The organism is Halomonas icarae (genome assembly GCF_009901955.1).
GTDB lineage: Bacteria > Pseudomonadota > Gammaproteobacteria > Pseudomonadales > Halomonadaceae > Halomonas > Halomonas icarae.
In genome coordinates, this window is sequence record NZ_WUTS01000001.1 from 1,646,245 (window position 1) to 1,669,496 (window position 23,252).

General features: G+C 64.4%; 15 protein-coding genes. 6 read left to right on the forward strand and 9 right to left on the reverse strand.

The window, feature by feature from the left end; translation table 11 throughout:
- Window positions 1-713: 713 nt before the first annotated feature.
- From GRB80_RS07645 to GRB80_RS07670, 6 genes are all read right to left on the reverse strand, one after another.
- Window positions 714-2,195 (reverse strand): bifunctional 2-methylcitrate dehydratase/aconitate hydratase, encoded by a 1,482-nt coding sequence (locus tag GRB80_RS07645; protein WP_202597185.1) that lies wholly within the window; start codon window positions 2,193-2,195, stop codon window positions 714-716.
- 193 nt (window positions 2,196-2,388) lie between these two features.
- Complete coding sequence (gene prpF / locus GRB80_RS07650) at window positions 2,389-3,579, reverse strand: 2-methylaconitate cis-trans isomerase PrpF (protein ID WP_161423137.1); 1,191 nt, start codon at window positions 3,577-3,579, stop codon at window positions 2,389-2,391.
- Window positions 3,576-6,200, reverse strand: coding sequence for a Fe/S-dependent 2-methylisocitrate dehydratase AcnD (acnD, locus tag GRB80_RS07655; RefSeq protein WP_161423138.1), 2,625 nt, complete (start codon window positions 6,198-6,200; stop codon window positions 3,576-3,578). The genes prpF and acnD overlap by 4 nt, the downstream gene beginning before the upstream one ends.
- Window positions 6,201-6,290: 90 nt before the next feature.
- Window positions 6,291-7,418: a bifunctional 2-methylcitrate synthase/citrate synthase gene (gene prpC / locus GRB80_RS07660; protein ID WP_161423139.1), complete on the reverse strand. Its 1,128-nt coding sequence runs from the start codon at window positions 7,416-7,418 to the stop codon at window positions 6,291-6,293.
- A 56-nt stretch (window positions 7,419-7,474) separates the two neighbouring features.
- Window positions 7,475-8,380: a methylisocitrate lyase gene (gene prpB, locus GRB80_RS07665; protein ID WP_161423140.1), complete on the reverse strand. Its 906-nt coding sequence runs from the start codon at window positions 8,378-8,380 to the stop codon at window positions 7,475-7,477.
- 32 nt (window positions 8,381-8,412) lie between these two features.
- Window positions 8,413-9,123 (reverse strand): GntR family transcriptional regulator, encoded by a 711-nt coding sequence (locus GRB80_RS07670; protein ID WP_161423141.1) that lies wholly within the window; start codon window positions 9,121-9,123, stop codon window positions 8,413-8,415.
- Window positions 9,124-9,349: 226 nt separating this feature from the next.
- Here GRB80_RS07670 and pabB point away from each other — a divergent pair, with 226 nt between their 5' ends.
- Window positions 9,350-10,726 carry an aminodeoxychorismate synthase component I gene (pabB, locus tag GRB80_RS07675; protein ID WP_161423142.1) on the forward strand — a complete coding sequence of 459 codons (1,377 nt, stop codon included), beginning with the start codon at window positions 9,350-9,352 and terminating at the stop codon, window positions 10,724-10,726.
- A gap of 108 nt (window positions 10,727-10,834) precedes the next feature.
- Entirely contained in the window at window positions 10,835-11,455 is a 621-nt protein-coding gene (locus GRB80_RS07680; RefSeq protein ID WP_161423143.1) for a phosphoadenosine phosphosulfate reductase domain-containing protein, read from the forward strand.
- Window positions 11,456-11,510: 55 nt separating this feature from the next.
- Here the strand turns inward: GRB80_RS07680 and cysB are convergent, their stop codons facing one another.
- Window positions 11,511-12,482: an HTH-type transcriptional regulator CysB gene (gene cysB / locus GRB80_RS07685; RefSeq protein WP_132043158.1), complete on the reverse strand. Its 972-nt coding sequence runs from the start codon at window positions 12,480-12,482 to the stop codon at window positions 11,511-11,513.
- Between the two features lie 240 nt (window positions 12,483-12,722).
- On the opposite strand from cysB, the gene trxA reads away from it, so the two are divergent.
- The gene (gene trxA / locus GRB80_RS07690; protein WP_132043160.1) at window positions 12,723-13,046 is read left to right on the forward strand and encodes a thioredoxin; all 324 of its coding nucleotides are present in this window, start codon (window positions 12,723-12,725) and stop codon (window positions 13,044-13,046) included.
- 63 nt (window positions 13,047-13,109) lie between these two features.
- On the opposite strand, the gene GRB80_RS07695 is transcribed toward trxA, so the two are convergent.
- Together GRB80_RS07695 and serS are read right to left on the reverse strand one after the other, a co-directional pair.
- Entirely contained in the window at window positions 13,110-14,204 is a 1,095-nt protein-coding gene (locus tag GRB80_RS07695) for an AI-2E family transporter (protein WP_161423144.1), read from the reverse strand.
- A 143-nt stretch (window positions 14,205-14,347) separates the two neighbouring features.
- On the reverse strand, window positions 14,348-15,625 hold the full coding sequence (serS, locus tag GRB80_RS07700; RefSeq protein WP_161423145.1) for a serine--tRNA ligase: 1,278 nt from the start codon (window positions 15,623-15,625) through the stop codon (window positions 14,348-14,350).
- A gap of 179 nt (window positions 15,626-15,804) precedes the next feature.
- Between serS and GRB80_RS07705 the strand changes: the two genes are divergently transcribed.
- From GRB80_RS07705 to GRB80_RS07715, 3 genes are all read left to right on the forward strand, one after another.
- Window positions 15,805-19,095 carry an FAD-binding and (Fe-S)-binding domain-containing protein gene (locus GRB80_RS07705; RefSeq protein WP_161423146.1) on the forward strand — a complete coding sequence of 1,097 codons (3,291 nt, stop codon included), beginning with the start codon at window positions 15,805-15,807 and terminating at the stop codon, window positions 19,093-19,095.
- A 40-nt stretch (window positions 19,096-19,135) separates the two neighbouring features.
- Entirely contained in the window at window positions 19,136-20,935 is a 1,800-nt protein-coding gene (locus GRB80_RS07710) for a cation:proton antiporter (RefSeq protein ID WP_161423147.1), read from the forward strand.
- Window positions 20,936-21,150: 215 nt separating this feature from the next.
- A complete protein-coding gene (locus GRB80_RS07715) occupies window positions 21,151-23,226 on the forward strand; it encodes a TonB-dependent receptor family protein (protein WP_237561939.1) in 2,076 nt (691 codons plus the stop codon).
- Window positions 23,227-23,252 lie beyond the last annotated feature (26 nt).

Below are 23,252 nucleotides of genomic sequence, written 5' to 3' on the forward strand. Positions count from 1 at the left end.
TTGGCTCAAGGTTCAAACGTCTCAAATAGATCTTGCGATCTATGACGAGTCGCTTGCCTTGATGGTTCTGTGACATGGTCACCGAGCCATCGACAAGCGCCCACATGAATTACCTGATCGATTGTTAAAGAGCGGCTCACGTCTCGTTGAGAGCGGAGCGTCTCGCTTGCTGTCGCGCCGCCGCTTTCGTTAACTACCGAAGAAGCGGCGATCTCGCCAGCGCCCTGCGAGGAAGGCGTATTCTACGTGAGCGGCTGTCGTTGTCAACCCAGCGAAGCATTCCGAAGAACCTTGCGAGTGACCGACACCTTTCGATTCCACCCTATGAAGGGATCGCCTCGAGAGGATCGCCGCGGAGGCCTTGAGGCCGCCGTCACGAGTGGCGCACATTCTAGCGAATCTGCCGCGACTGTCAACCGGTGATTTTCGAACTCTTCCGAAAAAAAACCATTGCAGAACAGTCACTTCTACCACATTCACCGCCGGTAACGTTTGCCCGTTGCCGGCAGCGGATGCGTACTTTACGGCTTTCCCGGCGGGTCCGCAAGGTCTTTCGGTAAAAAATTCGAGTTCATCAAAATTCGACGTAGATACGCCACAACATGCACTTCGACACTACTTCGTCACTCCTCTGCGTTGCCAGAGGGGCGGGGCCATACCAGAGGGGCGGGGCCATGCCTGGCACTTCGAGCCCATGGCCCCTCCCCCCACCGTCAGATCACCAGGAGATCCATGAAGCGGTGAACCGGTGTCGCCTCCAGGCCCTGCTGGTCCTGACAGAGCGTGACTATCCTCTCGCTGCGTGCCCGCGGGAAGCGCGTCTCGAGATTGCGCCGGAACTTCTCTTCCAGCACCGGAATTCCCTCCTTGCGACGCCGGCGATGGCCGATGGGATACTCCACCGCGACCTGCTCGGTAGAGGTGCCGTCGGTAAAGAAGACCTGAATGGCATTGGCGATGGAGCGCTTTTCGGGGTCCAGATAGTCACGGGTATAACGGGGCTCTTCCACGACCTCCATCTTGCCACGCAGCGTGTCGATCTCGGGATGCGCAACATGAAAGTCATCCTCGTAGTGCTCCGCGTTCAGCTCTCCAAGCATCAGGGGCACGGCCACCATGTACTGCAGACAGTGGTCTCGATCTGCCGGGTTGGCCAAGTCGCCCTCCTTGGAGATGATGCGAATCGCCGACTCGTGAGTGGTGATCACGATTCGCTCGATCTCGTCGAGCCGCCCCTTGACCAGGGGGTGCAGGGTCACCGCCGCCTCGCAGGCGGTCTGGGCATGGAACTCGGCCGGGAAGGAGAGCTTGAAGAGGATATTCTCCATCACGTAGCTGCCGAACTCGCGCTGAAAGCGGAAACGCCGCTCCTCATCGGGCTTGGTGGCCAGATCACGATTGGTATGACTGAATAGCACATCATAGAACCCCCACTGGGAGGCGGTGAGTGCCCCGGGGACGCCCATCTCGCCCCGAAGGGCGATATCCGCCAGGCGTACCGCCCGGGAAGTGGCATCCCCCGCCGCCCAGCTCTTGCGTGAACCGGCGTTGGGAGCGTGTCTGTAGGTACGCAGGCTCTGGCCATCCACCCAGGCATGGGAGAGCGCCGCGAGCATCTGCTCACGGTCGGCCCCGAGCAGCCGGGCCGCTACCGCTGTGGAGGCTACCTTGACCAGCACCACATGATCGAGCCCCACCCGGTTGAAGGAGTTCTCCAGCGCCAGCACGCCCTGAATCTCGTGAGCCATGATCATCGCTTCGAGAACGTCTCGCATCACCAGCGGCGCCTCGCCCTGGGCCACGCGTTTCTGGGACAGGTGGTCGGCCACGGCAAGGATGGCACCCAGGTTGTCGGAAGGGTGGCCCCACTCTGCCGCCAGCCAGGTGTCGTTGTAATCGAGCCAGCGCACGATCGCCCCGATGTCCCAGGCCGCCTTGACGGGATCGAGCCGGAAGGAAGTGCCCGGCACTCTGGCCCCGTGAGGCACCACGGTTCCTTCCACCAGGGGCCCGAGATGCTTGGTACACTCGGGAAAGCGCAGCGCCAGCAATCCGCAGCCCAGGGTGTCCATCAGGCAGAGCCTGGCCGTATCCCAGGCTTCGTCGCTTGCGATGCGATAGTTCAGAACATAGTCGGCGATCTTCTGCAGCTCGGCGTCATAGTCAGGCCGCACATTGGCTTCCACGGTACTCATGATCATCTCCTGCCGTCGCTTGAACCCCTACCCTACCATGACCATAGAAAACGCCCCGGATCCTGTCTTGAACTGGGATCCGGGGCGTTGGGTGCTGCCTCCTCGTGAAGTGCCGCCCCATCGGCCATCGCTGCCCTATCGACTATGTCAGACGATGGCCTGGCGACGGGATGGCACCTCGATCAAGGCTATACTAGAAGCTGTCACCGGGCACGCGCACCCACCCCTCCATCAGCACCCGGGCGCTGCGGCTCATCACCGCCTCGTCGATGACCCAGCGACCCTCCACCAGGCTCGCCTCGGCCCCCACCCGCAGAGTGCCCGAGGGGTGCCCGAAGGTGACAGCGCGGCGCTTGCCGCCGCCTGCGGCCAGATTGACCAGGGTGCCCTCGATGGCGGCGGCCGAGGCGATCGCCACCGCCGCGGTTCCCATCATGGCGTGATGCAGCTTGCCCATGGAGAGGGCACGCACCACCAGGTCGATCTCGCCGGCCTCGACCCGCTTGCCGCTGGAGGCGACGTAGTCGCTCGGCGGCGCCACGAAGGCCACCTTGGGGGTGTGCTGACGGGACGCCGCCTCGCCGACGTCGCTGATCAGCCCCATCTTCACCGCCCCATGAGCGCGAATGGTTTCGAACATTGCCAGCGCATCGGCATCGCCGTTGATCGCCTCCTGGAGCTCGGTACCGGTGTAGCCGAGCTCGGCGGCATTGACGAAGATGGTCGGAATACCGGCGTTGATCAGCGTTGCCTTGAGCGTACCCCCCTTTACCACGTCGGGCGGCACCTCGAGGTCATCGACCAGGTTACCGGTGGGGAAGATGGCTCCCTCGCCGTCGGCCGGGTCCTTGAAGGCCACCGGAACCTCGGCGGCCGGAAAGGTCACGCCATCCAGCTCGAAGTCACCGGACTCCTGAACCTGGCCATCGCGGATCGGCACCCGAGAGACGATCGTCTTGCCGATATTGGCCTGCCAGATGCGCACCTCGACCTCGCCGTTTTCCGGGATGCGCGCCGGGTCCACCAGGCCATTGCCGATCGCGAAGGGCCCCACCGCCGCGGAGAGATTGCCGCAGTTACCGCTCCAGTCGACGAAGGCCTTGTCGATGGAGACCTGGCCGAACAGGTAGTCAACGTCGTGGCCGGGGCGCTCGCTGCGACTCACGATCACCGTCTTGCTGGTGCTGGAGGTGGCGCCCCCCATGCCATCGATCTGCTTCTGGTAGGGGTCCGGGCTGCCGATCACCCTCATCAACAGGCGATCGCGCGCTTCACCCGCCACCTGCGCGACCTCCGGCAGATCACACAGCCTGAAGAAGACCCCCTTGCTGGTGCCGCCACGCATATAGGTGGCGGGGATCCTGATCTGGGGTAACTGACTCATGCGCTCGCCACCTCCTCACTCCCTACACCCTCCAGGAAGTCCTTGGCGAAGCGCTGCAGCACGCCCCCGGCGGAGTAGACGGTGACCTCTTCCGCGGTATCCAGACGGCAGATCACCGGGACCCGGTCGACCTCGCCGGTCTTGCGATGGATCACCAGCTCGAGGGTCGCCCCCGGTTCCGCCTTGCCTTCCACATCATAGGTCTCGGTGCCATCCAGCTGCAGAGTATGCCGGGTGGTCCCCTCCTGGAACTGCAGCGGCATCACGCCCATGCCGATCAGGTTGGTGCGGTGGATGCGCTCGAAGCCCTCGGCGGCAATCGCTTCGACCCCGGCCAGGGCCACGCCTTTGGCCGCCCAGTCACGCGAGGAGCCCTGGCCATAGTCGGCACCGGCGATGATGATCAGCGGCTGCTTGCGATTCATGTAGGTCTCGATGGCCTCCCACATGCGCATCACTTCACCTTCCGGCTCGACCCGCGCCAGCGAGCCCTGCACCACCTCGCCGCTCTCGTCCCGCACCATTTCGTTGAACAGCTTGGGATTGGCCAGGGTGGCCCGCTGGGCCGTGAGGTGGTCGCCACGATGGGTCGCGTAGGAGTTGAAGTCCTCCTCGGGCAGGCCCATCTTGTGCAGATACTCCCCGGCGGCGCTATCCATCATGATGGCATTGGACGGCGACAGATGGTCGGTCGTGATGTTGTCCGGCAGGATCGCCAGCGGCCGCATGCCCTTGAGCTCACGCTCCGCCGCCATGGTGCCTTCCCAGTAAGGGGGGCGACGAATATAGGTGCTCTGCGGACGCCAGTCGTAAAGCGGGCTCTCGGCCTTCTCGGCGGCGTCCAGGTCGAACATCGGGATATAGACCTGCTTGAACTGCTCCGGCTTGACGTGCTCGGCGACAATGGCATCGATCTCCTCGTCGGAGGGCCACAGGTCCTTGAGCGTCACCGGGTTGCCGTCCGCGTCGGTACCAAGCACATCCTTCTCGATATCGAAGCGCACGGTACCGGCGATGGCGTAGGCAACCACCAGCGGCGGCGAGGCCAGGAAGGCCTGCTTGGCGTAGGGGTGAATGCGGCCATCGAAGTTGCGGTTACCGGAGAGCACCGCGGTGGAGTAGAGATCGCGATCGATGATCTCCTGCTGGATCTCGGGATCCAGGGCGCCGGACATGCCGTTACAGGTGGTGCAGGCGTAGGCAACGATGCCGAAACCGAGCTTCTCCAGCTCCGGAAGCAGACCGGCCTCCTCCAGATAGAGGCGCGCCACCTTCGATCCCGGGGCAAATGAGGACTTCACCCAGGGCTTGCGAATCAGGCCGAGCTCATTGGCCTTCTTGGCCAGCAGCCCCGCGGCGACCACGTTGCGTGGGTTGGAGGTGTTGGTACAGCTGGTGATGGCGGCGATGATCACCGCACCATCCGGCAGCTTGCCCTCTCTCTCCTCCGCCTGGGCCTTGTCGTAGTCGACCGCAATGCCACGTTTCTCCAGATCGCTGGTGGCCAGGCGACGATGCGGATTGGAGGGACCCGCCAGGTTGCGCTCGACGGTGGAGAGATCGAAGGTCAGCACGCGCTCGTACTTGGCACTCTCCAGGCTGTCGGCCCACAGGCCAACCTGCTTGGCATAGGTCTCGACCAGCGCGACCTGCTCCGGCTCGCGGCCGGTGATGGTCAAGTAGTCGAGCGTCTGCTCATCGATATAGAACATCCCCGCGGAGGCGCCATACTCCGGCGTCATGTTGGAGATGGTGGCACGGTCGCCGATGGTCAGACTCCTGGCCCCTTCGCCGAAGAACTCCAGGTAGGCCCCCACCACCCGCTCCTTGCGCAGGAACTCGGTGATCGCCAGCACGATATCGGTGGCGGTGATCCCCGGCTGTCGCTTGCCGGTCAGCTCCACACCGACGATATCGGGCAGACGCATCATGGAGGGGCGCCCGAGCATCACGGTCTCGGCCTCGAGCCCGCCGACCCCGATGGCGATGACCCCCAGACAGTCGATATGCGGCGTGTGGCTATCGGTGCCCACACAGGTGTCGGGGAAGGCAACGCCATCCCGCGACTGCACCACCGGCGACATCTTCTCCAGATTGATCTGGTGCATGATGCCGTTGCCGGCGGGAATCACGTCGACGTTCTCGAAGGCGGTCTTGGTCCACTCGATAAAGTGGAAGCGGTCCTCGTTGCGACGATCCTCGATGGCGCGGTTCTTGTCGAAGGCATCCGCCTCGAAACCGGCGTGCTCGACGGCCAGGGAGTGGTCGACGATCAGCTGGGTGGGCACCACCGGGTTGACCTTGGAGGGATCGCCTCCCTGCTCCGCGATCGCATCCCTCAGGCCGGCCAGATCGACGAGGGCCGTCTGGCCGAGGATGTCGTGACACACCACACGCGCTGGGTACCAGGGAAAGTCCAGGTCACGGCGACGCTCGATCAGCTGCTTCAGGGCGTCGGTCAACAGCGCCGGCTCGCAGCGGCGCACCAGCTGCTCGGCCAGCACCCGTGAAGTGTAAGGAAGGGTCTCATAGGCACCGGGTTGAATCTCCTCGACGGCAGCACGCACATCGAAGTAGTCCAGCTCGGTACCGGGGAGCGGTTTACGATAATCAGTATTCATGGCTTCGAGATCTCTTGCAGACAGCTGGCCGCGAGGCGGGAGAAGGCGACAGGACGGCTCGAGGAGCCGCCCTGCAATGCCCCTGGTCGATCAGTCACGCTGCTCGATGGGCACCCACTCGCTGTGTTCCGGGCCCACATAGTCGGCGCTGGGACGAATGATGCGGTTGTTGGCACGCTGCTCGAAGACATGCGCGGCCCAGCCGGTCACCCGCGACATCACGAAGATCGGGGTAAATAGCTTGGTGGGGATATCCATGAAGTGATAGGCGCTGGCATGGAAGAAGTCGGCGTTGCAGAACAGCTTCTTCTCGCGCCACATTACCGCCTCGACACGCTCGGAGACCGGGTAGAGCACGTTGTCACCGACGTCCTCGGAGAGCTTCTTCGACCACTCCTTGATGATGGCATTGCGCGGATCGGACTCGCGATAGATCGCGTGACCGAAGCCCATGATCTTGTCCTTGCGCTCAAGCATGCCGAGGATTTCGCGCTCGGCCTCATCCGGCGACTGCCAGTTCTCGATCATCGCCATGGCGGCCTCGTTGGCACCGCCATGCAGCGGACCCCGCAGGGAGCCAATGGCACCGGTCACGCAGGAGTGCATGTCGGAGAGCGTGGAGGCGCAGACGCGAGCGGTAAAGGTCGAGGCATTGAACTCGTGCTCGGCATAGAGAATCAGCGAAACGTTCATGACCCGGGCATGCAGCTCGGAGGCCGGCTCGCCCCGCAGCATATGCAGGAAGTGTCCGCCGATGGAGGCATCATCGGTCTCGGTCTCGATGCGCACCCCGTCGTGGCTGAAGCGGTACCAGTAGCAGATGATCGAGGGCAGGACGGCGAGCAGACGGTCGGCGACATCCTGCTGCTCGTCAAAGCTCTGCTCGGTCTCGAGGTTGCCCAACATGGAAGCGCCGGTGCGCATCACGTCCATGGGGTGGGCATCCCTGGGGATCTGCTCGAGCACGCTCTTGAGTTCGGCAGGCAGGCCACGAAGCCCCTTGAGCTTGGTGATATAGGCGTCGAGCTCGGCCTGGTTGGGCAGCTTGCCCTTGAGCAGCAGGTAGGCCACCTCCTCGAACTTCGCCTTCTCGGCCAGCTCCTTGACGTCGTAGCCACGGTAGGTCAAGCCGGAGCCGGTCTTGCCCACGGTGCACAGGGCGGTGGTGCCGGCACTCTGGCCGCGCAGGCCTGCGCCGCTGACGGGTTTATCAGCCATGTTATCTCTCCTCTTGATGGTGTATCCGTGGTGCTGTTTCCAGTGCGGCACGCGCCTCAGGCGTCGCTGCCCTTCTCTTCAAGCTGACTCTCCGCGAACAGGGCATCGAGCTTCCGCTCGAAGCTGTGGTAGTTGAGGAAGTCGTAGAGCTCATCGCGGGTCTGCATCATGTCGACCACATCACGCTGATGGCCATTGTCATGGATGCTCTGATAGACCTTGAGCGCCGCCGCGTTCATGGCACGGAAGGCGGACAGCGGATAGAGCACCATGCGGCAGCCCACCTCGGCGAGCTCCTGCTGGGAGAACAGCGGCGTGGCACCGAACTCGGTGATATTGGCCAGAATCGGCGCATCGACGCGCTCACAGAAGGCCTTGTAGTCGTCGAGGGTGTGAACCGCCTCGGCGAAGATGGCATCGGCACCCGCCTCGATGCACGCCTGGGCGCGCTCGATGGCGGCATCCAGCCCATCCTTCTGGAAGGCATCGGTACGCGCAATCAGATAGAAATCCGGTTCGATACGCGCGTCGGCGGCGGCCTTGACGCGGTCCACCATCTCCTGCTGGGAGACGATCGCCTTGTTGGGGCGGTGACCGCAGCGCTTCTGGGCCACCTGATCCTCCAGATGGACCGCCGCCACGCCGGCGCGCTGCATCTCCTTGACGGTGCGCGCGATATTGAAGGCGCCGCCCCAGCCGGTATCGATGTCCACCAGCAGCGGCAGGTCGGTGGCACCACAGATGCGGTGAGCATCCTCAACCACGTCGTTCATGGTCGTCATGCCCAGGTCCGGCAGGCCGAAGGAGGCATTGGCCACGCCGCCGCCGGAAAGATAGATGGCCTGATGGCCTACACGCTCGGCCATCATGGCCGTGTAGGCATTGATGGTACCGACGATGGGGAGAGGGCTGTTGGCCTCGAGAGCGGCACGAAAGCGAGCGCCGGGAGTCTGCTGGGTCATGGTGGTTCTCCTGGTGATATCGGGAAGGTGGGTCAGCCAATGGCATCTTCCGAGTCCTTCAGGGACGCGGCGTAGCGATCGACGACATTGGCCCGGGAAGCACTGACGTGACGGCGCATCAGTAGCTCGGCAAGCTCGGCGTCACCGGCCTCGATGGCATCGACGATGCGGTGATGCTCGACGAAGGCACGCTGGGGGCGCGTACCACTGGCGCTGAACTGGGTGCGATAGAGCCGCACCAGGTAGTAGAGGTCATCGCAGAGCATGGTCACCAGCATGCGATTGTGGCTGCCCTGGACAATGCGATAGTGGAAGTCCAGGTCGCCCTCACGCTGGAAGTAGGCCTCGCCCTTCTTGAGGTCGGCCTGGCGTTCATGCAGCGCCAGCACCTCACGCAGGCCGGCAATTTCCTCGGCGGTCATGTGCTCCGCCGCCAGGCGGGCGGCCATGCTCTCGAGGGCCTCGCGGACATCGAACAGTTCAAGCAGCTCCTGTATGGAGAGCTTCACCACCCGGGCGCCAACATGGGGGACGCGCTCGATCAGCCGGTGGGCTTCCAGCCGGCGCATCGCCTCGCGCAGCGGCCCGCGAGAGATGCCATAGGTCCTGGACAGCCCCGGCTCGGTAATCTTGCTGCCCGGCACCAGCTCGCCACGCACGATGGCGTCCTGCAGCTGCTGGAAGACCCGTTCGGCGAGAGTGCGAACTTCGGGGCTAGGTGATTCGGCTTCGACTGGCTTCATGATGATTGTCGACAATTCTTGAGTGAAGAAAGAGTAGCCATTGCCGGACTTCGGGTCAACACGGCGTCATGGGCGAGTGATACGTCTTTGGTTGTAGACATTTTCCCCTTCTCGCTTCGAGATGTCGACAATGTTGTCGGCCACATAGAGACCAATGGTGCATATCGACGAGGACAACGACGTTTTCGACGCCTAGAATGGGCTCCCCGATTGCATAGGCCCTGCGATGACCGCCCAGCTCCAGATCACGCCTCACCCCTACCGGCCCACCCCGCTATCCGCCTTCGCCCGCCTGCGCCGAAGGCCGGGGGCCGTGCTGCTGGACAGTGGCCGACCCGAGGCCCCGGGCGGCCGCTACGACATTCTGTCGAGCGACCCGCTGGCGGTGCTGACGGTGGATGAGTCAGGCCAGGTGGAGGGCGTGCCAGAGCTTCGGGACCTGGCTCCCTTTGACGCCCAGCAGGCCCTGCTCGAGGGCCTGAACGAGAGCATGACGGTACCGGAGAGCGAGCTGCCCTTCCTGGGTGGGCTGATCGGCTACTGGAGCTACGACCTCGGCTACCATCTGGAGCGAGTGGGGAAGCGTGCCCGCCGTGTCGTGACGCTGCCTGACAGCCGGGTCGGCCTCTACGACTGGGCATTGATCCAGGATCATGAGCGCAGAGAGGCCTGGCTGGTGGCCACCCCGGAGCGTCGCCAGCAGGCACTCGAGTGGCTGAACGCCGCCCCCGCACCGGAGGCCCCCTTTCAGCTGACGGCCTCCTTTGCTGCCGAGCTCGACCGCGACGCCTATCTGGCACGCTTCGACGCCGTGCAGCACTATATTCGTGCCGGCGACTGCTATCAGGTCAACCTGGCTCAACGCTTCAGCGCTCCCTACCGGGGCGAGCTGTGGAGCGCCTACCGGCGCCTGCGCAAGGCGACACCGACGCCCTTCGCCGGCTTCATGGCCTGGCCCTCCGCCAATGGTGAGCAGGCGATACTCTCGCTCTCCCCGGAGCGCTTCCTTGAGTGCCGCAACGACCATGTGGAGACCCGCCCGATCAAGGGAACACGCCCACGCGGCGACACCCCGACAAGCGACGCCCGCCTGGCCGCCGAGCTTAAGCAAAGCCGCAAGGATCGCGCCGAAAATGTGATGATCGTCGATCTGCTGCGCAACGACCTGGGCCGCCGCTGCCGCCCCGGTACGGTGCGGGTACCTCAGCTCTGTGGCCTGGAGAGCTACGTCAATGTTCACCATCTGGTCAGCGTGGTCACCGGCACGCTTGCCGACGGATGCACGCCGCTGGACCTGCTAGCCGCCGCCTTCCCCGGCGGCTCCATCACCGGCGCCCCCAAGGTGCGTGCCATGCAGATCATCGACGAGCTCGAACCCAGCCGGCGCAGCGTCTACTGCGGCAGCCTCGGCTACGTGGATACTCGGGGGCGGATGGACACCTCCATCGCCATTCGCACCGCCGTGGCGGACGGCGACCGCGTGCACCTCTGGGGCGGTGGGGGCCTGGTGGCCGACTCGGAGGGTGAAGCCGAATATCAGGAGACCTGGGACAAGATCCATCACCTGATGGCGGCGCTCGCTACAGAAGGCAACAAAGAATAATAAAACAAACTCTTATTCTTAAATGATAATAACAACGCAAGAAATCGGTATTGGGCGAACGCCTTGCGGTTCGGCTAGGGTGGTCGACATACGTATCAGGAGCCCCCCATGATCGAGACCCTCGACATCATCAACCGCGACCTCGGCCAGGACCCGGAAGCGCTTATCCGCTGGGCCCTCGACCAGGGCAGCCAGCCGATCTGCACCACCAACTTCCGTCCCTTCGAGGCGGTGATCCTGCATATGGTGGCCAGTCAGCGACCCGACATCCCGGTGGTCTGGATGGACCATGGCTACAATACCGAGGCCACCTACCGCTTCGCCGACGCCTTGGTTCGCCGCCTCGACCTAAACCTGATCAGCTTTCTGCCAATCCGCACCCGCGCTCACCGCGAAGCGCTGGAGGGTCCCTTCCCCGGCATCGATGATCCGCGTCATGAAGTCTTTACCCAGGAGGTGAAGATCGAGCCCTTCGAGCGTGCCCTCGCGCAGATGGCACCGGACGTCTGGTTCACCGCCCTACGTGCCGAGGACACTCCGCAACGTTCCCGCATGGCTCCGGCCAGCCGCAACGCCGATGGCCTGCTGAAGGTAGCGCCCTTGCTGCACTGGACGGCGAAGGAGCTCCACGCCTACCTCCAGCGTCACGACCTGCCCAACGAGTTCGACTATTTCGACCCCACCAAGGTTGAGGCCAAGCGCGAGTGCGGGCTACACCTGCAGCACTGAGTCCGCCGAATGCACGATGGTCGCCTTCGCCGATACATCGAGCTCCCGCAGGCGCCTAGCGCAGCGGTAGTTCGATACCCTCGAAGAGACCGCGCTCATGACGCGGCCCGGCGGCCAGGGCGGCATCCACGGTATCGCGATCCAGGTGAGGCGCGAAACCCTGCAGGAAGTCATACATGTAGCCGCGCATAAAGGTACCGCGGCGAATGCCGATCTTGGTGGTGGAGCTCGCGAACAGGTGGCTGGCGTCCAGCGCCACCAGGTCGGTATCCTGCTCGGGATCCACTGCCATGCCGGCAACGATCCCTACCCCCATCCCCAACCGGACATAGGTCTTGATCACGTCGGCATCGGCGGCGGTCAACACCACATTGGGAGTAAGCCCCTGTTCGCGGAAGGCGTCATCGAGCTGGGAGCGGCCGGTAAAGCCAAACACGTAGGTGACCAGCGGATGGCGTGCGATGGCCTCCAGGGTCAGCTCCTTCTCCTCCGCCAGCGGATGGCCCTGGGGCACCAGGATGCAGCGGTTCCAGCGATAACAGGGGAGCAGTACCAGATCGTTGAACAGCCCCAGGGATTCGGTGGCGATGGCGAAGTCGGCCTGACCATCGCTGACCATCTGGGCGATCTGCTTGGGCGTACCCTGCTGCATATGCAGGGCCACGTCGGGGTACTGGCGGGTAAACTCCCGGATCACCGGCGGCAAGGCATAGCGCGCCTGGGTATGGGTGGTGGCCACCGACAGGCTGCCGCGGCGCTCGTCGCTGAACTCCTGGGCCACCTCCTTGATGTTCTCGGTAAGGCGCAACACCTCACCGGCAAGCTCCACGATGGCCTGGCCGGCAGGAGTCACTCGCGTCAGATGCTTGCCGCTGCGAGCAAAGATCTCGACCCCCAGCTCGTCCTCGAGCAGACGGACCTGCTTGGAGATGCCAGGCTGCGAGGTAAACAGACTCTGAGCGGTGGCGGAGACATTGAGATTATGACGGGTCACTTCCCAGATATAGCGCAACTGTTGCAGCTTCATGACGACTCTCCCGTACCGCCCCATCCGCTGGAGGCGTCAAGGTATCAAAAAGGAATATAAAAAGAGATGTTAATTCATATCTAGCATATAATGCCAGACTTCGCACTAGTCGCCGATGCGCATTCTCGATTTGCCAGCACTCCAGTCGACCGCTAACATCGTCCGACCGGCTGGGTGACCCACACATGTCACCTGCCACCCCTGTCCGCTCGATGCAGCGCAACGAAACTGGAGAACCCCATGGCCAATAACGTCGATGTCACCAACGCCAACTTCGAGCAGGAAGTCCTCAAGGCCGAGACCCCGGTGCTGCTCAAGTTCTGGGCACCCTGGTGCGGTCCCTGCAAGGTGATGGCCCCGGTAGTCGACGAGGTCGCCGAGGAGCGCAGCGGCAACCTCAAGGTCGTCAGCATCAATGTCGACGACGCCCCCGAAATCGCCGCCGAGCAGGGCGTGCGCGGCGTTCCCACCGTGATGCTGTTCAAGTCCGGCACCAAGATCGCCTCGCTGGTTGGTGCGCAGTCCAAGTCCCAGCTCAGCCAGTTCATCGAACAGAACGCCTGAGCAGCAGCGTCCCGCCCGATACATCGCCCCGGCCCTGGCCGGGGCGATGTCGTTTTCGCCCTATCACTCCTCGTTACGCCTGGCTGGCGGGCGCTCTGCCCTGGCCCGAGACGCCTCCTTTCCTGGTCCCAGGAGAAGAGCAATCCATCGCGTCTCGGGGTGGCTGGCCAAGGCAATCTTCAGGGTCATGGTCAGCATCACCGACAACAGCATGCCCGCCGTTCCGAAGATCCACCCCCACACCACCAGTGACAGGAAGGCGATAAAGGTCGAGAGGCCCAGTGCCTGTCCCATTAGCCGCGGCTCGACGATATTGCCGAGCAGGAAATTGATGCCGAGATAGGCCGCGGCAAGCAGCAACGCATCGAACAGGCCCCCATCGGGAGAGACCAGCAACAGCAGCACCGGTGGCAGCGCCGCAATGGCCGAGCCGATATTGGGAATGTAGTTGAGCCCGAAGGCCAGCACCGCCCACAGCAGCGGAAAGTCCACCCCCACCAGCAGACAGGCGATCCAGACCAGCACCCCGGTTACCAGGCTGACCACCGTCTTCACCGCCAGGTACCGCTTGAGCCTCAGGCTGAACTCGTTGAAACGCTCAAGGCTCGCCGCGGGATTCTCCAGAGCCTGGGAGACCTTGTCGCGAAAACTGAGCGTTTCGAAGAGCAGAAACACCGCCAGCAGCCCCACGATCACACTCTGCATCAGCAGGTTGCCCACCTCGCCGATCAGCGACGGGATCCACCCCCCAAGCTGCTCGGCATCCAGCAACTCCGCCAGGCGGTTGGTGTCGATGGCCAGCCCCAGTCGCGACAGGCCATCCAGCAGTCTCAGATAGTAGTCGTAGAGCTTCTGTTCGATGTCCGGCAGGGTGTCGACGAAGGTGCCGAAGCTGTTGACCAGCAGTCCTCCCAGTAGCAAGAACACGACACCGATCACCACCAGGGTCAGCCACACCGACAGGCGCAACCCCAGGCCGTGGCGATTGAGCCATAAGACCGGTGCCGTGCAGATCACCGCGATAAAGGCCGCCAGCAGCATGGGCACCAGCAGACTGGCCCCGGCCCGCATCCCGGCCACAATGACCACCAGTGCCGCCAGGGCCAGCACCAGGTTCAGCGGTATGATGCCCGACGTATCGTCGTTAGCGTCTCGCATCCTTATCTCCCAAGCCATTGATGGTTTCCATCATGCCCCCTGGGCAATGCTTCAACAATCGACAACACCCCTGACCCACACCTCAACAAAACGGCGAACCCCCGCAGGCGGCGGGGGTTCGGGAGGTGCTGGTGCCGAGCATCTTAGCGATTGATGCTCTCCTGGCCGCCCATGTAGGGTCGCAGCACCTCGGGCACGGTCACCGAACCGTCGGCCTGCTGGTAGTTCTCCAGCACTGCCACCAGGCAGCGGCCCACCGCCAGACCGGAGCCGTTGAGGGTATGCAGCAGCTGCGGTTTCTTCTGCTCGGGGTGACGGAAGCGCGCCTGCATGCGTCGTGCCTGGAAGTCCTCGCAGTTGGAGACCGAGGAGATCTCCCGGTAGGTCTCCTGGCTGGGAATCCACACCTCAAGGTCATAGGTCTTGGCGGCGCCAAAGCCCATGTCGCCGGTGCACAGCGTCACCACTCGGTAGGGCAGCTCGAGGGCCTGCAGGATCGCCTCGGCATGGCCCCGCATCTCCTCCAGCACCGCATAGCTCTGCTCGGGCATCACCAGCTGCACCATCTCCACCTTGTCGAACTGGTGCTGGCGAATCATCCCGCGCGTATCGCGCCCGTGAGAGCCCGCCTCGCTGCGAAAGCAGGGCGAGTGGGCGGCCAGTTTCAGCGGTAGCCTCTTGGCATCCAGGATCTCGTCCCGGGCGAAGTTGGTCAGCGGCACCTCGGCGGTGGGGATCAGGTGGTAGCCGCGCTCGTCGTCCAGCCGGAACAGATCCTCGCCGAACTTGGGCAGCTGACCGGTCCCCCGCAACGAGGCCTCGTTGACCATATAGGGTACATAGCACTCCTCGTAACCATGCTCCTGGGTCTGCTTGTCGAGCATGAACTGCGTCAGCGCTCGGTGCAGCCGAGCGATAGGCCCACGCATCACCGCAAACCGCGCCCCGGTGAGCTTGGCCGCCAGGTCAAAGTCGAGATCCCCCTTCAGCTCGCCCAGGTCGACATGGTCGCGTACCTCGAAATCGAACTCCCGAGGCTGGCCCCAACGATGCAGCTCGACATTGTCGCTCTCGTCGCCGCCTTCCGGGACGCTCTCATGGGGCAGGTTGGGAATGCCGCTCACCGCATCATCCCACTCGGCCTGGACCTCTGCCAGGCGAACCTTGGCGCCATCCAGGCGCTCGCCCAGGTCACTGACCTCGTCGAGCAGCGGCTGAATATCCTCCCCCGATGCCTTGGCCTTGCCGATGGCCTTGGAGCGAGTGTTGCGCTCGTTCTGCAGCGACTCGGTCTCGGCCTGCAGCTCCCGGCGACGGGACTCCAGCGCCCCAAGGCGGTCGATATCCAGGGCAAAGCCCCGCTTGGCGAGTCGTTGGGCGACCGTCTCGAGGTCGCTGCGCAGCAGTTTGGGATCGAGCATGGCATCCGGTCCGTAGCAGTCGGTGATTGGGGTGTCGGCCGCAGGAAGCGGCGGCAGTAGCAGGCCGCCCATTGTAGGCAAAAGGCGGTAGGGGCGCCACGCGAACCGGGCAGCCGGGGTGCGCCTCGGAGCCCCGCGCGGTAGAGTAGAGACACCCTCGCCTGCCCTTGAAGATACCCATGATCGCACGACTGGATACCACCAACGCCGCCACCGCCCCTGGAGTCGCCACGCCCTATCTCCGTTTCCTCGAGGCCCTGAAGGTGGCCGGTTTCGAGGGCGAGGTCGCCCCCGACTATGCCGATCGCACGGTGCTCGCCACCGATAACTCCATCTACCAGCGCCTGCCCCAGGCGGTGCTTTATCCCCGCCACGGCGAGGACCTGCAGCGCATCGCCCACCTGGCGGGTCAGGTGGAGCATCGGCAGGTGGTCCTCACCCCGCGCGGCGGCGGCACCGGCACCAACGGTCAGTCGTTGACCGACGGCCTGGTGGTGGATGTCTCTCGGCACATGAACCGAATCCTCGATATCGACGTCGAGAACCGTCGGGTGCGGGTCCAGGCCGGGGTGGTCAAGGACCAGCTCAATGCGGCACTCAAGCCTTACGGGCTCTTCTTCGCCCCGGAGCTCTCCACCTCCAACCGCGCCACCATCGGCGGCATGATCGCCACCGACGCCAGCGGCCAGGGCAGCTGCGAGTACGGCAAGACCCGCGACCACGTGCTCGAGCTCGAGGTGCTGCTGCTGGGGGGCGAGCGGCTGGTGAGCCACCCGGTCGAGGAGCACGACCTCGAGGTGCTATGTGGCGGCGATACCGTCAGCGCCCGCGCCTACCGCACCGCCCGTGAGATCATCGACACCCAGGGCGAGCTGATCGCCGAGAAGTTTCCGCCTCTCAACCGCTGCCTGACCGGTTATGACCTGGCACACCTGAGAGACGCCCGGGGGCGCCTCGACATGAACAGCCTGCTCTGCGGCTCCGAGGGCTCGCTGGGCCTCCTCGACGAGGCGGTGCTCAATGTGCTGCCGATTCCCGGACACTCGACCCTGGTCAATGTGCGCTACGCCACCTTCATGGACGCCCTGCGCGATGCTCAGACCCTCAAGAGCAGCGGAGGCGCTTCACAACCCCAGCCGCAGGCGCGTCCCACCTCCATCGAAACGGTGGATGACCGCGTCTTGATGCTGGCCATGGAGGATTTCGTCTGGGATAGCGTCGCGGAGTTCTTTCCGGCCGGCGCTCCGGCGGCCGGCGACCCGGGAGCGGGAGACACCCCGGTGCGCGGCATCAACCTGGTGGAGTTCAACGACGATGACCCCGAACGCCTGAGCCAGCGCGTCGACGCCTTCTGCCGCCACCTGGAGGCGGACGGGGGCGTCGAGCGCCTGGGCTTCACCCTCGCCCGGGGGCGAGCAGAGATTCAGAAGGTCTACGCCATGCGCAAGCGGGCCGTGGGCCTGCTGGGCAATGCCAGGATCGATGCCAAGGGCGAGAAGCGCCCCATCCCCTTCGTCGAGGACACCGCGGTGCCGCCGGAGCACCTCGCCGACTTTATCGCCGAATTCCGTGCCGCTCTGGATGCCCGGGGCCTCGAGTACGGCATGTTCGGCCATGTGGATGCCGGTGTGCTCCATGTGCGCCCCGCCATCGACATGAAGGACCCCGAGCAAGAGAAGATGATCCGCGTGGTCTCCGATGAGGTGGCAGAGCTGACGAAGAAGTACGGCGGCCTGCTTTGGGGCGAGCACGGCAAGGGCGTTCGCTCGGAGTATGCGCCGACCTTCTTCGGCGAGCTCTATCCCAGCCTGCAGCGGATCAAGGCCGCCTTCGACCCTCATAATCAGCTGAACCCCGGCAAGATCGCCACTCCGGTTTCTATTCCGCCCGAAAACGCGGATAGAGCTCCCCTGGCCGAAAATGACGCCCAGGCCAATCAGTCCAGCCCGGAAGGGGGCGAAGACGAGCAGATCGTCAAGTGGGTCGACCCTGGCCTGCTGACCATCGACGGTGTCACCACCCGCGGTCAGCTCGACCGCACCATCGACGAGCAGGCATGGCAGGCCCATGCCGCCACCGTCTACTGCAATGGCAATGGCGCCTGCTACAACTACGACCCCGACGACGCCATGTGCCCGTCGTGGAAGGCCACTCGCGACCGCATCCACTCCCCCAAGGGGCGTGCCAGCCTGATCCGCGAGTGGCTTCGCCTGCAGGGCGAGGCCGGCGTCGATCTCGTCGAGGAGACGCGTCGAAGGAGGGCCGAGGGCACCTGGGGCTTTATCAAGGGCTTCCCCCGGCGGCTCAGAAACACCCTGGCCAGGCGGCGCGGCGAGGCGGACTTCTCCCACGAGGTGTATGACGCCATGGCGGGCTGCCTGGCCTGCAAGTCCTGCGCCGGCCAGTGTCCAATCAAGGTCAATGTGCCCGACTCCCGCGCCCAGTTCCTGGAGGCCTATCACGGTCGCTACCTGCGTCCGCCGCGTGACTATCTGATCGGCGGCCTGGAGTTCATGGTTCCGACCCTGGCCCGCCTCGCCCCGCTTTACAATGCCGCCCTGGGCAATCGCCTGGTTGACCGCCTGCTGGCCGGCCCCATCGGCATGGTGGACAGCCCCCGGCTCTCCCGCGCCAGCCTTGCCAGGCAGCTGACGGCCTGGGGCGTCGTCGAGGCGACCCCCACCTCGCTCGGCCTGCTGACCGAGGCCCAGAAGGCAAGCAGCGTGGTGATCGTTCAGGACGCCTTCACCAGCTATTTCGAGGCCAGGCTGGTCATGGATATCGTCGAGCTGCTGAGCCGGCTGGAGTTCCGTGTCTTCGTGGCCCCCTTCTCCCCCAATGGCAAGCCGCTCAATGTACAGGGCTTTCTGGGCGCCTTCGAGCGCACCGCCGCCAGGCAGGCCGAACGGCTCAGGATGCTGGCCGAGGTCGGGGTAGCCCTGGTGGGCATCGACCCGGCCATGACCCTCACCTATCGCCAGGAGTACGTGAAGGCCCTGGGTCCGAAGGCGGTACCCGAGGTGCTGATGCTCCAGGAGTGGCTGGTGACCCAGACCACCACTCTGGCCCGACGACTCGATCGTCCCGAGAGCGAATCGGATGCCCCCGGATACCGACTTCTTAGCCACTGCACCGAGAAGACCAACGCCCCGGGAAGCCCGAAAGCCTGGCAGCAGGTCTTTGCCGCCTTCGGCCTGGAGCTGGAGCTTCTCGCCAGCGGCTGCTGCGGCATGTCCGGCACCTATGGCCACGAGGCTCGCAACCTGGAGACCTCCAGAGCCATCTACGCCCAGTCATGGCAGCCGGTGGTGGAGGATGACGCCAATACCGGGCGACTGCTGGCCACCGGCTACTCCTGCCGCAGCCAGGTAAGGCGGTTCTCCGAGACCGCCCTGCCCCACCCGCTACAGGCACTGCTGGCCGAGCTCAAGCGCCAGGGCTGCCACGCAGATAGCGCTAGCCATCGTTAGTCACTAATCTGCAGAGTGGAACCCAGCCAGGAGCCTCGCCATGGAAAGCCCCGCGGTATTGATCACGGGCATCGGCCTGCTGTCGCTGACCTGCCAGTGGCTGGCGTGGCGCATCCGGGTCCCCGCCATCCTGCCGCTGCTGGTCACCGGCATCCTGATCGGACCGATAAGCGGTCTGCTCGACCCCGATGCCCTGCTGGGCGATCTGCTCTTCCCGCTGGTCTCGTTGGCCGTGGCGGTGATCCTCTTCGAGGGCAGCCTGACTCTCAATCTGGGGGAGCTTCGCGGTCATGGCCATACGGTGCGGCGCCTTGTCACCTGGGGAGCGCTGATCACCGCCCTGGTCAGTGCCCTGGCCGCTCACTGGCTGCTGGGGCTGCCCTGGGGGATGGCCAGCGTGCTCGGCGCCCTGCTGGTGGTAACCGGACCCACCGTTGTCCTGCCCCTCCTCAAGACGCTACGCGCCAGGGAGTCGCTGAGCCAGATCCTGCGCTGGGAGGGCATACTGATCGACCCGGTCGGCGCCATTGGTGCCGTGCTGGTTTATGAGTACGTGGCAATCGGCTCCGCGGGCGACCCCTTTACCCATACCCTGGCGCTGTTCGGGATGACGCTCGCGATCGGCTTCGGCCTGGGCAGTGCAGGCGGCTACCTGTGGGGCCGGGTGCTGCGGCATCACTGGCTGCCACGCCAGCTGCACAGCTTCGGCACCCTGATGGTCATGCTGACGCTGTTCACCCTCTCCGACCAGCTGTTCCATGAGTCGGGGCTGCTTACCGTGACCGTGATGGGCGCCTGGCTGGCCAATATGAAGCGAGTTCCTACCGAGCCGATCATCGAGTTCAAGGAGACGCTCACCGTCCTGCTGATCTCGGGGCTCTTTATCCTGTTGGCCGCCCGCCTGCGCCTGGATCAGCTCGCCCTGCTCGGCTGGCCCGCCTGGGGGTATCTCGCCATCCTTATACTGGTAGCCCGCCCTCTGGCGGTGTGGTTCTGCACCCTGGGCAGCAATCTCGAGCTCAAGGAGAAGGCACTCCTGGCCTGGATCTCCCCCCGCGGCATCGTCGCCGCGGCCGTCGCCTCGCTGTTCGCCCTGAAGCTGGAGGAGCAGGGCGTGGAGGGTGCCGAGATGCTGGTGCCGGTCACCTTCCTGGTGATTATCACGACCGTGGTGATCCAGAGCCTGCTCTCACGCCCTATCGCCAGGGCCCTGGGGGTGATGACGCCACCGCCCAGCGGTTTTTTGATCCTGGGAGCCAACCCGGTGGCCCGCGCCATCGGCGCCGCTCTCATGCGTGCCGGTCTGCCGGTACGCCTGGCCGATACCGACTGGGAGGCGCTGGAGGCGGCGCGCATGGCGGGGTTGCCGGTCTACTACGGCAAGCCTCACTCCAAGCATGCCGAGACCCACCTGGAGCTGACCGGCCTGGGCCACTTCCTGCCGCTCTCTCCCTACCGCGAGGCGAATGATCTGGCGGCGTTGCACTACGCCGAGCGGTTTGTCCCGGGCAGGGTGTTCCGCCTGGAGACACGTCGCGAAGGCCAGGCGGAGCGCCAGCTCCCTCAGGACCTGGACACCCTGCCGCGACTGTTTGGGGAGAGGGTCAGCTGGGCCGAGCTGGCGAGCCGTGTCGCCCGCGGCGCCGTGGTACGCGTGGCCCATCTGCATGAAGAGCACGACTTCGCCGCCTACCGTAGCGACCATGACGGCCATCTGCAGGCGCTGTTCTGCATCGATGCCAGGGGGCATGTCCGCGTGGCCAGCGACCACGCCGACCTCGCCCCAGAGGCCGGCGAGACGGTCATCTGTCTGATCGATCCGGAGTCGCCGGCCTTCTGAACTGAAGTTGTCAGGCTTCGCCGGAACAGCTTCATTACCACACCGCGATACCCCCAGGACGCGAGTCGCCTTCCGGAAGCAGCGTGTAAAACCAGATACTCTTTCTCTCAGGCGAGAATAGCCGGAATCACTACACTGTGACTGTGCTCAGGCATCCCGTCTGCGCAAGTGGTGCGCCAAAACCAAGGCAATCCGCAAGAGAGAGGTAAGGCGCCTTGAAAAAGGAGATTCCACTGCTGATGTTGCTTGGAGGGGTCGCTGCCGTTTCGGCCTCTGCTCAAGAGAACAGCGAACGGGACAATAATGATCAGGCGAATCGGCAGCTCCCCACCATCACCATTCACGCACCACGACTGACACGTAGCCTCTATGACACCCCCTCTGCCGTCTCGATCCTGACCCATGAGGAGATCCAGCTGGGACAGCAAGGGGTGCGACTGGACGAGGCCCTGGACAGGGTGCCCGGGGTCTTCTTGCAGAACCGCGATAACTTCGCGCAGGGGCAACGTATTTCCAGCCGCGGTTTCGGCGCACGCGGGACCTTCGGCATCCGCGGCCTGCACATCCGCGTCGATGGCATTCCCTACACCCTGCCCGATGGCCAGGCTCAGATCGATGCGGTGGACCTCGACAGCGCAGAGCGCATCGAGGTGATCCGAGGCCCCTCCTCGGTGCTCTATGGCAACGCCGCCGGTGGGGTGATCGACATCACCACCGGTGACGGTAGCGAGCTGCGCCGCTCGCCGGTGTTGCGCCTCCAGGGCGGCAGCGATGACTTCCGCAAGCTTTCGCTGCGCAACGGCGGCGAATCCGGAAATTGGGTCCATAGCGTCAGCGTCTCGGCGTTGGATTTCGATGGCTACCGGGAACAAAGCCAGGTGGAGAAACGAGTGCTCAATGCCAGGGTAGGCTACCACCTGGATGCCGACCGAAGCCTATCGGCGCTGGTCAATCTCCTCGACATGCCCACCGCCGAGGACCCCAGTGCCCTGACGCTGGAGGAGGTCACCGAGGATCCACGCCAGGCACGTGACATTGCCATCGAACTCGATTCGAGACAGAGCGTGGAACAGCAGCTGATCGGGCTGCACTACGAGGACCGCGACGCCATGGGGGGAGAAATCAATGTTCGCGGCTTCATCAGCAGGCGGGACTTCGAGCAGCAACTTCCCTTCCCTGGCAGCAGCCTGATCGGCTATCAACGGCACTACTATGGCGGCGGCGCCGGTTACACCGGAGCGGCCACCCTGGGTGACATGTCGCTGCGCCATGTCACCGGGATCGATCTGGCCCGTCAGAAGGACGACCGTGGGCGCCGCTCGGTGGATGCGCTGGGCGATGTCACCGGTATCACCGCCGATGAGCAGCAGAACGCCACCTCCGCGGGTGTCTTCCTGCAGACGGAGCTGGGGGTGACCGAAACACTCGACCTGAGTGCCGGCGTCCGCCACGACCAGATCCGCATGACGATCGACGATCGTTTTGTCGATGACGGTCGCGACGACAGTGGCGAGCGCACCTTCCGCGAGTGGACCGGCAGCCTGGGACTGAGCTATCGCTACCACCCCGATCATCAGGTCTATGCCACGGTCGGCAACGCCTTCGAGACGCCGACCTTCACGGAGTTCGCGCGTGACGATGGGCGCGGTGGCTTCAACCCTGAGATCCAGCCTCAGAAGGCGCTGAACCGTGAGGTTGGCCTGCGAGGCATCTTCGGCAACGGACTGCGCTACGAGATGGTCGCCTTCTCGGTCGACGTCGACGACGAGTTGATCGGTTACGAGGCCACCGATGGCAGGACCTACTACGAGAATGCCGGCAAGACCTCCCGCGACGGCATCGAGCTGGGCGTGGACTGGAGCTTCTCACTGGCCTGGCGACTTGCCAGCGCTCTGACCCTGGCCGACTACCGCTTCGACAGGTTCGACGACGGCAGCAACGACTTCAACGACAACCGCCTCCCGGGGCAGCCGAGGCAGGTGTGGCAAAACGCCCTGACCTGGTACGGCAACGGGGACCGTTTCGCCAGCCTCGAGGCCCAGTACACCGGCGACTACTACGCCGACAACGCCAACGAGGTAACGATCGACGACCATTGGCTGTTCAATCTCAAGGCCGGCGACGGCTGGCGACTCGGCGATGGAGCTACCTACCTGAGCGCCAACCTGGGCATCCGCAACCTGCTCGACGAGGCGTACTACGAGAATGTGCGCATCAATGCCTTCGGGGGGCGCTACTATGAACCCGCCGCGGGGCGCACCATCTCCGCCGGCCTGGAGCTGTCCTTCTAGGCGAGCTTTTCACCACCCGATGCACC